General features: G+C 65.3%; 9 protein-coding genes, 1 tRNA gene and 1 pseudogene. 7 read left to right on the top strand and 4 right to left on the bottom strand.

Going from position 1 to position 12,074, the window contains the following annotated elements:
* Positions 1-460, top strand: a pseudogene (locus ACIQ2E_RS07675) (hypothetical protein); the annotation flags it as partial.
* Between the two features lie 2 nt (positions 461-462).
* On the opposite strand, the gene pepN reads toward ACIQ2E_RS07675, so the two are convergent.
* From pepN to ACIQ2E_RS07660, 3 genes are read right to left on the bottom strand one after another with little or no spacing between them, the layout of a single operon-like run.
* Positions 463-3,162, bottom strand: coding sequence for an aminopeptidase N (gene pepN, locus ACIQ2E_RS07670; RefSeq protein ID WP_398328482.1), 2,700 nt, complete (start codon positions 3,160-3,162; stop codon positions 463-465).
* Positions 3,163-3,184: 22 nt separating this feature from the next.
* Positions 3,185-3,610, bottom strand: a complete 426-nt coding sequence (locus tag ACIQ2E_RS07665; protein WP_398328480.1) for a cAMP phosphodiesterase — start codon at positions 3,608-3,610, stop codon at positions 3,185-3,187.
* Between the two features lie 50 nt (positions 3,611-3,660).
* Complete coding sequence (locus tag ACIQ2E_RS07660; RefSeq protein ID WP_398328478.1) at positions 3,661-4,245, bottom strand: hypothetical protein; 585 nt, start codon at positions 4,243-4,245, stop codon at positions 3,661-3,663.
* 219 nt (positions 4,246-4,464) lie between these two features.
* Here ACIQ2E_RS07660 and ACIQ2E_RS07655 point away from each other — a divergent pair, with 219 nt between their 5' ends.
* Both ACIQ2E_RS07655 and ACIQ2E_RS07650 read left to right on the top strand, forming a co-directional pair.
* Complete coding sequence (locus tag ACIQ2E_RS07655; protein WP_398328484.1) at positions 4,465-5,586, top strand: histidine kinase; 1,122 nt, start codon at positions 4,465-4,467, stop codon at positions 5,584-5,586.
* A gap of 108 nt (positions 5,587-5,694) precedes the next feature.
* Positions 5,695-5,767: transfer RNA gene (locus ACIQ2E_RS07650), tRNA-Glu, on the top strand.
* A gap of 100 nt (positions 5,768-5,867) precedes the next feature.
* Here the strand turns inward: ACIQ2E_RS07650 and ACIQ2E_RS07645 are convergent.
* A complete protein-coding gene (locus tag ACIQ2E_RS07645; RefSeq protein WP_398328476.1) occupies positions 5,868-6,449 on the bottom strand; it encodes an SRPBCC family protein in 582 nt (193 codons plus the stop codon).
* A gap of 99 nt (positions 6,450-6,548) precedes the next feature.
* Here ACIQ2E_RS07645 and ACIQ2E_RS07640 point away from each other — a divergent pair, with 99 nt between their 5' ends.
* From ACIQ2E_RS07640 to ACIQ2E_RS07625, 4 genes are all read left to right on the top strand, one after another.
* Complete coding sequence (locus tag ACIQ2E_RS07640; protein WP_398328473.1) at positions 6,549-7,727, top strand: phycobilisome linker polypeptide; 1,179 nt, start codon at positions 6,549-6,551, stop codon at positions 7,725-7,727.
* Between the two features lie 105 nt (positions 7,728-7,832).
* Positions 7,833-9,356 (top strand): glucose-6-phosphate dehydrogenase, encoded by a 1,524-nt coding sequence (gene zwf, locus ACIQ2E_RS07635; RefSeq protein WP_398328470.1) that lies wholly within the window; start codon positions 7,833-7,835, stop codon positions 9,354-9,356.
* A gap of 69 nt (positions 9,357-9,425) precedes the next feature.
* Entirely contained in the window at positions 9,426-10,730 is a 1,305-nt protein-coding gene (locus tag ACIQ2E_RS07630; RefSeq protein ID WP_398328467.1) for a glucose-6-phosphate dehydrogenase assembly protein OpcA, read from the top strand.
* A 30-nt stretch (positions 10,731-10,760) separates the two neighbouring features.
* Positions 10,761-12,074, top strand: a 1,314-nt coding sequence (locus ACIQ2E_RS07625) for a cobyrinate a,c-diamide synthase (protein ID WP_398328464.1), incomplete at its 3' end; no start/stop codon positions are given.

Raw genomic sequence — 12,074 nt, 5'->3', positions numbered from 1 at the left:
GCTCCAGCAGCTGCGCCAACGGGTGCTCTCAGGCAGCTTCCGCAGCACTTGGTGGCCTGCCGACGGTTGGGCCCTCAGCCTGGCGCCCCGGGGCAGCCTGCCCAGCGCCGGGGTAACGGCCTTGGTGGAGCAAAGCCTGAGCCCAGCGGTGCTGGCCTGCCTGGGAGAACAGCGGAGCACGGCGCTCTGGCTGGCCCAACGGGCCATCGCCTTGCTCAAACACGGCAACAGCGCCCAACGACAGCGCAGCGCTGAGGAGCTGCTGCGCTTGCAGCGAGAGAACCAAGGCTGGGGTGGCCTCTGCTGCCTACAGATCCCTCACCCGCAGACCCCAGGAGAGGAACCTGACGGCGGCTGGAACATCGGCAGCGGCATCGAAGGCAGCCTCACGCTGGATGAGCAAGGACACTTCTGTGCCGCTCTGATCACATCAGCGCTGCACAGTGCGGCCCTGAGCTGAGCTCAGGCCGTCCCCAAACACTGCTGCACCACCTCGCGGCTGTTGGCCGAAAGCTCGGAACCCGCCAGCTGCTCCAGCGCCGCCCGCATGCGCCGGCTGCGCTCGGGGCCATAGCTCTGCCAACGGCTGAACACCTTGGCCAGGCGCGATGCCGTGATCGGATTGCGCTGATCCAGCCAGGCGATGCGCTCGGCCATGAACTGGTAGCCACGGCCATCAAGGGCATGGAATTGCGCCACGTTGCCGGCAAAGCCCCCCAACACAGCTCGGATCGAGTTGGGAGCGGCTGGATCAAAGCGCGGGTGCTCCAGCAACGCCTGCACGCGGGCTACGCCATCGCCGAATGGGGCTGAAGCCTCCAGCGCAAACCATGCGTCCAGGATCACCGGCTTGTCCTGCCAACGGTCATGGAACGCCGCCATGGCCGCGGTGCGCTCGGGCGTGTCGTGGCACTGCAGGGCCCGCAGCCCGGCCCGGGCCAGGGTCATCGAGGGGCCGCCCACAGCCACCGCGGCCTCGGCGCGTACGCCCACATCGCCTGCGGCCGCCCGCCAGCTCCAGGCGGTGGCGGTGAGGTCGCGGTCGCCAACACCATCAGGCCAGGCCAACAGCCATTGGGGCCGGCAGCGCTCGAGCGTGTGCTCCAGCGGCTCGGCCAGCTCGGTGCCGAAACGCTGCTGCAGATCAATCAAGGCCTGAAACAACGCCGGCGGATCCGAGCCGCCGGCCACGGCCACGGCCGCATCTTCCAGCTCCGGTAGGCCCGGCAGCGCCAACAACATGCTGCGGTTGGAATCGCAGAGGCCCACCTCCGCCAGGATGCGATCGAAGGCCGCCACCAGACCTTCTTCCAGCTCATCGTTGGGGGAGCCGGCAGCACGCTCAAGCACCGCCTGGCGCAGCAACACCTGGCCGGCATCCCAGCGGGCGAAAGGATCGCTGTCGCAGGCGAGCAGGTGCAGCAGTTCGTTGATGCCGCGCTGCAGCTCCAGCTTCACCGGTGCCGAGAAGCCTCGGAGCAGCGACAGCGCCGGTGGATGACTATGGGGCTCCAGGCCCTCCAGGCAGACCTGCTGCTCGGGCTGATCGATCACCAGCAGCCGACTGCCATCGCCCCAGGCATGGGCCAGGACTGCCGAGCGAGCCTCAGCGGCACTTTCCCCCTGCAAACGCACCGGCAACGGTTCGCCGGCCTGGCCCACCAGGCCAAGCACCAGAGGGATCACCAGAGGCTGCTTCTCGGGCTGCCCTGGAGTGGGTGGGGTGCTCTGGCGCACATGCAGTTGCAGGGTGCCCTGATCGCCATCCCAATAGCGATCGATCTGCAGCAACGGCGTTCCGGCCTGGCTGTACCAATGACGGAACTGAGCAAAATCAAAGCGAGGCAGCGCGGCTGCCTCCGCCCAGGCCTGCTCAGCCGCATCCTGCATGGCCTGCACGAAATCGTTGCAGGTGGCAGCGGTGCCGTCGTGACGGCTCACATACAGCGCCATGCCGCGCATGAACGTCTCCTCACCGAGCAGGGTGTGGAGCACGCGGATCACCTCGGATCCCTTTTCGTAAATCGTGGTGGTGTAGAAGTTATCGATCGCCTGGTAATGATCAGGCTGAATCGGATGCGCCGTTGGACCGGCATCTTCGCGGAACTGTGTGTTGCGCAGCAGAGATACATCTTCAATTCTCTTCACCGCTGCGGAATGCAGATCAGAGGTGAAGCAGGCATCACGGAACACCGTGAGCCCTTCCTTGAGCGAGAGCTGAAACCAGTCGCGGCAGGTGATTCGGTTACCGGTCCAGTTATGAAAATACTCATGACCGATCACACTTTCAATGCGCTCCAGCTCCGCATCGGTGGCGGTGGCTGCATCGGCGAGCACAAGCTTGGAATTGAAGATATTGAGGCTCTTGTTCTCCATCGCGCCCATGTTGAAATGGCGCACCGCCACGATGTTGAACTCATCGAGGTCGTATTCGAGGCCGTAGCGCTGCTCATCCCAGAGCATCGAGCGCTTGAGCGAAGCCATCGCATGGGCAGTGAAGGGCGCATCACCAGGCTCCACATGCAGGCGCAGCTGCACCGTGCGGCCGCTGCAGGTGGTGAACTGATCACGCACCTCCTCCAACTGACCCGCCACCAGGGCGAACAGATAGGAGGGTTTGGGGAAGGGGTCATCCCACACCGCGTAATGGCGTCCATCCGGCAGATCGCCGGTTTCGAGGCAGTTGCCGTTGGAGAGCAACACCGGACAGCTGGCCTGATCCGCCTCGATGCGCACCCGAAAGCGGCTGAGCAGATCGGGGCGATCGGGATGGAAGGTGATGCGGCGGAAGCCCACCGCCTCGCACTGGGTGGTGAACATGCCACCACTCACGTAGAGCCCCTCCAGACTGGTGTTGCGCTCGGGGTGAATGCGCACGCGGCTGCGCAAGCGGAACGGCTCAGCCGGGGGCTGATGCAGTACCAGGCGATTGGGCTCCAGCGTGTAGGCATCCACCGCCAGCGGAGCACCATTCAGCGCGAGCTCCAGCAGATCCAGCTCCACGCCCTGCAGCTCCAGGGAGCCAGGCTCCGCCGCGGGATTGGGCTCGAACTGAAACTCAGCCTCCACCAGGGCTTGATCGGCAAACAGCTCAACGCGCAGGCTGGTGTGGGCGATCAGGCAGGGGGCTGGCCGGTAGTCGGCGAGGCGAACAGTGGCCATGGGGGCAGCTTTGCGCTCAGAACTACTTCTTGACGGAAGCGGGAGCAGGCTTGGCCGCAGGAGCCGCACTGCGGTTCTTCAGCACCTCCTCCACCTTCTTGCGCACATCGGCAGGCACCTGATCCGGGCACACCTCAACCGCACCCAGCACGGCGGAGTTGATCGCACCCTTGCGCAGCTCATCGATGGTGAGGGGCTTAGGACCCACCTGGGCAATGGCGCCCTCGTGCTGACCCTGGATCACCTGAGCGATGGTTTCGCCCGCCACGGCCACAGCCTTATCGAACTCGATCCCGGCCGCCCGGGCAATGCACACATTCAAGGCGCCGATGCGGGTGTAGAGGCTCATATCAGCCTCGGATGCCGGGGCGGCCACGGCCGCCACCGGGGCCAGGGTGAGAACCAGGGGAAGCAGGAAGAGGGCGAGACGACTGGCGGAGGAGCGCACGCGGGATGAGCAATGTGGCCTAATCCTGCTGCAGAAACCGCCGATCGCCATCAGGCATCGGCTGGCAGGGGAGGCCCTGGCGGCTCCAGCCGGATCTCGTGGTGCATCTCCGCCAGCTCCAGATTGCCGTCGCGCCAGGAGTAGATGGAACGGGCACGGAAACGGTCCTGATCCACCAAGCGGATGTGCTCGAGGATGTCCCACTCCTGGTAGTGCGACTCGAACACCAGTTCGTGCTCATCGGCCTGGCGGATCTGGCTCTTGGTAGGCGAACCGCAGAGATAACCGCGGCTGCGGCGCAGCTGATGGCCGCAGAGCGAGGCATCCATCACCCCTTCGCGCACGTAGCGGGGTTTGATCTCAAAGAAGTCGTATTCCTTCTCGGGCCACCATGTGAAGCGATAACGGGGTTCTGATTCCGCCTGATCTTCAAAGGTCTGCACGCGCAGCAACATGTCGACGCGCAACACCTCGTCGTCGGGAAAGAAATACTGACGCCGCGAACGCCACAACCCGAGATTGCGGTTGAACCAGCGCCGCAGGGTGGTGTCCAACTGAATGCGGCTACCGCGAACGGCCGGTGGCTGCGATGCCACCGGATGCACACGTGTCACGAGTTCACGCGGATGCGCCACGGCATTCCTCAGGACAACGTCTCATCACAGTCGTCATAGCGGGGCTGGCATGCCCTGCCAAACCTCATAAGGTGAAACCACAATTTCTGCAGATTCAGCGCGCAGGTGCCCGCCGCAGGGGACAAGACCCCCGACGAGCTTCAACCCAGCCGCTTCCCCGTCAGCGCCACGTCCCAGCCGCAGCAACGCGGGGATGGCCGCAGGGGAGCAGGTCTTGCCCTGCCATCCCATCTCGATGGTGATGGCTCGCAAAGGCGCCACTTGAAGCTGCTGTTGGTGGCCGCACCGCACCACCGTGCCACCCCCGATCTGCGGGGCCTGGTGGCATTCCTGGAAAACCAGGATTTCGGCTTTGATGTGACTCTGGAGATCGCCGATCCAGCCAAGCGGCCCGAGCTGCTCGAGCTGCACCGGCTGGTGGCCACCCCAGCCTTGATCAAGCTCGATCCCACCCCCAAGCAGGTGTTCGCGGGCAACACCCTGCTGCAACAACTACGCAACTGGCTGCCGCGCTGGCAGCAGCTGGAGGTGGTGAGCGGGCTCGGCATCAGCCTGCGGCCCGCCGAAAGCGATGGCAGCCGCACGCAGCGGGAACTGCAGCTGGAGGATCAACTGCTGGTGCTGCGCCAGGAGAACGAAACCCTGATTGAGCGGCTGGGTGTGCAGGAGCGGCTGCTGCGGATGGTGGCTCACGAGCTGCGCACACCCCTCACCGCCTCAAAGCTGGCGTTGCAGAGCCTCAACCTCGGCCAGATCGATCAAACCCGCTTCCGCGATGTGCTCGGCCGGCGGCTCGACGACATCGAGCAGCTCTCCAAGGATCTGCTCGAGGTGGGTACCACCCGCTGGGAAGCCCTGTTCAACCCCCAGCGCCTGGCCCTGGGCCCGGTGGCGGCCGAAGCGATCCTGGAGCTCGAAAAGCTGTGGGTAGGCCGCGGCCTGGAGCTGATCACCGACATCCCCACCGATCTTCCGGATGTGTACGCCGATCAGCGGCGCATGCGCCAGGTGCTGCTGAACCTGCTGGAGAACGCCTTCAAGTTCACCCCTGATGGCGGCCAGGTGAGCCTCACGATCCTCCACCGCACCAGCCAGTGGCTACAGGTGAGCGTGTGCGACTCGGGCCCCGGCATCCCGCGCGATGAGCAGGAGCGCATCTTTCTTGAGCGTGTGCGCCTGCCGCAAACCTCCTCCAACACCTCAGGATTCGGCGTGGGCCTCTCGGTGTGCCGGCGAATCACGGAAGTTCACGGCGGCCGGATCTGGGTGGTGTCGGAACCGGATGAGGGCGCCTGCTTCCACTTCACGGTGCCGGTGTGGGACGGCCAAAGCGCCAGCTGATTGACGAAGGGCACCTCTGACCCGTAACTTCATCCCATCGGAGGCGCGGCTGAAAAGCCAGGCAGCGCAAGGGCATCGCCCAAACGTTGATCCCAGCACCGAGTCCTAGCCCCCATCGTCTAGAGGCCTAGGACACCTCCCTTTCACGGAGGCGACAGGGGTTCGAATCCCCTTGGGGGTATCCAAAAAAGAGCGGCCGAGAGGCCGTTTTTTTGTGTCCTTATGAGCAGGCCAACTTGCAAGAAGGCTGCGGGCCTTCTCTTCTGCTCAACCCAATCGGCTCAGACTGAAGCTTCCAAGGTGGCAGCGCGGCGCTGGGCCTCCCGCTGCACAGCCCGCAGGTTGGCAGCCAGGTCTTCGCGCAGGCGTTGTTCGATCAAGCCGATGGGCATCCCCACGCAGCCCTGCACCGTGAGTTCGTAAAGCAGAGTGCTAGCGCCTGCTTCAGCACCGATCTGCCAGGTGCCCTCAAAGCGGCGGAAATCACCTTTGGCCATCACAAAGCAGAGACGCCCCTGCTCAATGTGCTCGGTGAGCTCGAGCTGCACACGGGCCTTGAAGCGCATCCCCATAAAGGTTTGCGCACCTTCCTGCTCCAGTCCGACCACATTGGCCCGACGCCAGAGCAGCCGAGAGCTCTGCAGGTTGGGAATGAACCGGCTGAGGCTGTCGTAATCGGTGAGCACCGCCCAGAGCCACTGGGGATCGAGATCCAAGCGAAGCCGAACAGCCAACCGGCGCGTTCCCCCTGGAAGCCGCTCCATCTCCTGCTGGATGGTGTCGAGCGCACAGACCTCGGCGAAAGCCTCAGCCTGCGACGGATCAGCGTCTGTGGGGGGAGCCGTGAGCTGCGACGAGAGCAAACCGGCTAGATCACACTTTTGGCGTCACAACCTAACGCCTTCGAGCGGATGCAGGCAGATTCCCTATGATCTCGCGCGACATCAGGGCTCAAGAGATTCATGCGTGTCTCGACCGCAACATCCAGCTGCAGCGACTCGCGCGTGTTCACCGTGGTGGTGCAGGGTTACGGACTGACCCAACAACGCAACGCTGAGCGCTCTATCACGGTGCCTTTTTCACGGCTTCAGACCCTGATGCAGTCGATCACCAAGCTGGGAGGCAAGGTGATCTCGGTCACCGCCGCCGCCTCCGAAGCGCCCGCCCCCGCAGCCAGCCCTGCCCCTGCTGCCGCCAAGAAGGCCACCCCGGCCAAAGCCCCCGCCAAACCCGCTGCAGCTGCCGTGCATCACGCCGACGTCCCCGTCAATCTCTACAAGCCGAAGAACCCCTTCGTCGGCACCGTCACCGAGAACTACAGCCTGCTGGCTGATGGTGCCATTGGCCGGGTGAACCACATCACCTTCGACCTCAGCGGTGGCGACCCCCACCTCAACTACGTGGAAGGCCAGTCGATCGGCATCATCCCCGACGGCGAGGATGCCAACGGCAAGCCCCACAAGCTGCGCCTCTATTCGATCGCCAGCACCCGCCACGGCGACAACATGGCCGGCAACACCGTGTCGCTCTGCGTGCGCCAGCTGCAGTACGAGAAGGATGGCGAAACCATCAACGGTGTGTGCTCCACCTTCCTCTGCGACATCGAGCCCGGCGCCAAGGTGAAGATCACGGGCCCTGTGGGCAAGGAAATGCTCCTGCCGCCGGATGAAGACGCCAACGTGATCATGCTGGCCACCGGCACCGGCATCGCGCCGATGCGCACCTATCTGCGCCGCATGTTCGAGCCCGCCGAGCGCGAGAAAAACGGCTGGCACTTCAAAGGCAAGGCCTGGCTGTTCATGGGTGCTCCCACCACCGCCAACCTGCTCTACGACGCCGACTTCGAGCACTACCAAAGCCAGTTTCCCGAGAACTTCCGCTACACCAAGGCGATCAGCCGCGAGCAGCAGAACGCCAAAGGGGGCCGGATGTACATCCAGGACCGCGTCAGCGAGAACGCTGAGGAGATCTTCTCCTGGATCGAAAACCCCAAGACCCACGTGTACATGTGCGGTCTACGTGGCATGGAACCCGGTATCGACGAAGCGATGACCGCCGCTGCTGCCGCCAAGGGCCTCGACTGGTCGGAACTGCGCCCGCAACTGAAGAAGGCCGAGCGCTGGCACGTGGAAACCTACTGAGCCTCCGACTTTGAGCAACAGCCCGCCGCAAGGCGGGCTTTTTTGTTGCCATCCCATGCGGCAACGCTCTGGCCTCGTTAAACCTGGATCACGCACACGTTGCCCATGGCCGCCACCCAGACCAATCCCCTGCGCGTTGGCCTGCGCCAGGAGCGGGTGATCTCTCCGCAGTGCCTGGTGATCTTCGGAGCCAGCGGCGACCTCACCCACCGCAAGCTGATTCCGGCGCTGTTTGAGCTGTTCCGGCAGCGACGACTACCCACCGAGTTTTCGGTGCTGGGCTGCGCCAGACGTCCTTGGAGCGACGACGACTTCCGCAACCGCATGGCCGAGGCAATGGCCGATGAAGTGAAGCAGCACCAAACCGCCTGGCAGCAGTTCGCCGCCTGCCTGTTCTACGAACCGGTGGACCTGCAACAGGACGAGGACGTGGTGCGCCTCGGCACACGCCTCGAGGCCCTGGATCGGCAGCGGGCCACTCGGGGCAATCGCACCTTCTATCTCTCGGTGTCGCCGGCCTTTTATGGCAGCGGCTGCCGCGCCCTGGCCAACGCCGGCCTACTCAAGGATCCATCCCGCAGCCGGGTGGTGATCGAGAAGCCCTTCGGCACCGACTACAGCAGCGCCCAAGCGCTCAACCGGGTGGTGCAGAGCTGCGGCCAGGAATCACAGATCTTCCGCATCGATCACTACCTGGGCAAGGAAACAGTCCAGAACATCCTGGTGCTGCGCTTTGCCAACGCGATCTTCGAACCGATCTGGAACCGCAACTACATCGCCAACGTGCAGATCACGGCGGCGGAAACCGTGGGTGTGGAAGAGCGGGCCGGCTACTACGAAACCAGCGGTGCCCTGCGGGACATGGTGCAGAACCACCTGACCCAGATGCTGGCGCTCACCGCCATGGAAACCCCGGGGCACTTCGATCCCGAATCGATCCGCAGCGAAAAGGCCAAGGTGCTCCAGGCCGCTCGCCTCGCCAACGAAGACGAACCCTGGAAGTGCTGTGTGCGCGGGCAATACAGCCGAGGCGGCAACCCGTCCAATCCGATGGCGGGCTACCGGGAGGAGCCGGGGGTGAATCCCGAGAGCACGACCGAAACCTATGTGGCGATGAAGCTATTCATCGACAACTGGCGCTGGCAGGGAGTGCCCTTCTATCTGCGCACGGGCAAGCGCCTGCCCAAGCGCCTTTCTGAAGTGGTGCTGACCTTCCGCAAGGCGCCGGTGCAGCTGTTTGATGCGGCAGGCGGCACCCCTACCGCCAACCAACTGGTGCTGCGCATCCAGCCCGATGAAGGCGCCGGCTTTGTGTTCGATGTGAAGGCCCCGGGCTCCGGAATGCGCAGCCGGCCGGTGGACATGCACTTCAGTTACGACGAAAGCTTCGGTGAACCCTCCGATGAGGGCTATGTGCGCCTGCTGGCCGACGCCATGCTCGGCGATCCCACGCTCTTCACCCGCAGCGATGAGGTGGAAGCGGCTTGGCGGCTCTACACCCCGCTGCTGGAGCTGATTGAGGACGCACCGCAGCAGCTGCCGGTGTACCCCTACGAGGCCCGAACCTGGGGGCCCGGTGCCGCTGACAACCTGCTGGCCGAGGACGGCCTGATGTGGCGTCGCCCCTGATCGCTCCCTGATCGTTGTTCCGAACGACCTCGCTCCACCTCCGCCGCCGTTTTCGCTGCACAACACCCCATGGCTCCCCAGCTCACCCTGCAGGCCCCGCTCCAGCTCCCCCCCCAAGAGGTTCCGGCCTATCTCAACCGGCTCTGGGGCGACCACCTCAAAGACTCCAGCGGAGCCGCCACTTTCACGCTCGTGGTGTGGGAGCCCTCATGGCTGCAGCAGCAGCTGATCCGCACGGGCCGCATCGATGGTCCGATTACGGGCCTTCTCAACGGCCAGCTGCTGGATGCCGCGCGCCAAGCGATCAGCGAACTGGGGCTCCCCGCCAGCACCGCACCCACTGCACCGGAACTGGCATGGGCCCTGGGGCAGCAGCCTGGCAGCCATGAAGCTGAAGACCTGCGCGGCCAATTTGTGGATCGCGCCATCAGCGCTCACCAGCCGCGCCGGCTGATCACGCTGGCGCCCACCCTGGCCGGCGATCAAAACCTGGAATCCACGGTGGCGGCCTACTGTCCGCTGCCGGAAGAGCGCGGCATGACGGCCGACGCCTGCGGCGATGTGGTGGTGCTGCGGGGTGGCATGGGAGCCATGCAGCAAGGCTTGGCGATGCTGCAGGAGCTGATCCCAGACGATCTGCCCTGCTGGGTGTGGTGGAACGGCACGATGGATGAATCACCGGAGCTGCTGGACGCGCTGGCGGTGCCACCACGGCGGTTGGTGGTGGACAGCTCCATCGGTGAGCCGCGCCGCTGCCTCGACCTGATGGTGCAGCGGATCGAGCGTGGCCAGGCCGTGAACGACCTCAACTGGCTGCGGCTGCGCACCTGGCGTGAATCGCTCGCCATGGTGTTCGACCCCCCCAGTCGCCAGAGCGCCCTCGAGCAAGTGGTGCAGCTCGATATCGATGTGGAGGGCCAACACCCGGTGAAGGGCCTGATGCTGGCGGCCTGGATCGCCGATCGCCTCGGCTGGCATCTGCTGAACAGCTATTGGATCGATGGCGGAGCAGGCGAGGGGCGCGGCATCGGCGCCGAGTTTCAGCGCAGCGATGGCCAGAGCGTGCAGTTCCGCTTGATGCCCGTGCCGGTCGGAGTCAGCAAGATGCACCCCGGCGCCCTGGTGGGATTGCGGCTGATCTGCGCGCCGCCTGAGCGTTCGCCGCTTTGCGTGATCCTCTGCTCAGAGTCGGGGGGCTGCATGCGGCTGGAGGCCGGCGGTGTGGCCTCGATGGAACTCGCCGAAGAGGTGGTGCCCCTGCCCAACGAAAGCGAGGAGATGGAGATGGCCCGGCTGCTGGGGGGCGGGCACGACAGCACCAACCCGCTGCTGGCCACCGCCGCGGCCCTGGCTGCCAAGCTGCTGCCCAACTGATCTGCGGCCACCGGCCGATCGCCCCAGCCCATGCCCTGCCTGATCGCCGCCCCGGCTAGCGGCAGCGGCAAAACCCTTGTGAGCCTGGCCCTCACGGCCCTGGCCCGGCGCCGCGGGCTCAGCATTCAAACCTTCAAGGTGGGGCCCGACTACCTCGACCCCCAGCTACTCAGCGCCACCAGTGGCCGGCCCTGCCGCAATCTGGATCCGCTGCTCTGCGGTGAGGCCTGGGTGCAGGCCAGCTTCCAGCGGCACAGCAGCGCCGCTGAGCTGAGCCTGGTGGAAGGGGTGATGGGCCTGTTTGATGGCCGCGGGGCGAGCAGCGAAGGCAGCTCAGCCCATGTAGCCCAACTGCTCGAGCTGCCGGTGGTGCTGGTGGTGGAAGCCAGCCGCCAGGCGGGATCGGTGGCGGCCTTGGTGCGTGGCTTTCGCGACCACCAACCCAGCCTGCAGCTGGTCGGAGTGGTTCTCAATGGTGTGGGCAGCGAGCGCCACCACGCCCTGCTGGCTGAAGCGCTGAGCTCCATCGCCATGCCGCTGCTAGGGGCCCTACCCCGCCACGACAGCCTTGAGCTGCCCTCGCGGCACCTGGGCCTGCTGCCTGCCCACGAGCTGGCCGATCTGGAACAACGGCTCGGAGCCTGGGCGGATCTGGCCGAGCGGCACCTGCAGCTGGAGCAGCTCTGGCCGCTGCTGCAGGCCCCGCAGCCCAAACCAAGCGAAGGCTGCCAACCCAACAACAGCGAGCCGGCCAACACGGCCCACCAGCCGGTGCGCATCGCGATCGCCAGCGATGCCGCCTTTCACTTCCGCTATCCCGAAGCGAGTGAACTGCTGGCGGAGCAAGGGGTAGAGGTACAGCACTGGTCGCCCCTGGCGGATCAAGCACTGCCCGAGCGCTGCCAGGCACTGGTGCTGCCGGGTGGATACCCGGAGCTGCACGCAGCACAGCTAGCCGCCAGCCAGCGCAGCCTGGAGGGGTTGCGGCGGGCCCAGCAGCAGGGCCTACCGATCTACGCCGAATGTGGCGGACTGCTGCTGCTCGGCCAGGAGCTCACCGACCAGCAGGGCAAGTCCCATGCCATGGCTGGGGTACTGCCGTTCCGCGCTGAGCGGGGCCAACTCAGCCTCGGCTACCGCAGCGCCACCGCCTTACGCAGAGGCTTGGTGCTGCAACAGGGCGAGCAGGTGAACGGCCATGAATTTCACCGCTGGCAACTGAACACCAGCCCTGACAAAGCCGATCAGCTGTGGCAGCTTGAGGGCTGGGGCTGCCCGCCACGCCCCGAGGGCTGGAGCACCGCCACCCTCCATGCCAGTTGGCTGCACCTGCACTGGGGCGGC

The sequence above is a fragment of the Vulcanococcus sp. genome (assembly GCF_044369115.1).
Taxonomy (GTDB): domain Bacteria; phylum Cyanobacteriota; class Cyanobacteriia; order PCC-6307; family Cyanobiaceae; genus Vulcanococcus.
Note: the sequence above shows the minus strand (reverse complement) of the source record. Positions and strands in the feature narration are given on the sequence as shown.

Excerpts from the sequence above, each read along its gene's own strand:
- pepN (WP_398328482.1), bottom strand. The coding sequence starts at position 3,162 with ATGGCCACTGTTCGCCTCGCCGACTACCGGCCAGCCCCCTGCCTGATC.
- ACIQ2E_RS07640 (WP_398328473.1), top strand. The coding sequence starts at position 6,549 with ATGCGTGTCTCGACCGCAACATCCAGCTGCAGCGACTCGCGCGTGTTC.
- zwf (WP_398328470.1), top strand. The coding sequence starts at position 7,833 with ATGGCCGCCACCCAGACCAATCCCCTGCGCGTTGGCCTGCGCCAGGAG.
- ACIQ2E_RS07630 (WP_398328467.1), top strand. The coding sequence starts at position 9,426 with ATGGCTCCCCAGCTCACCCTGCAGGCCCCGCTCCAGCTCCCCCCCCAA.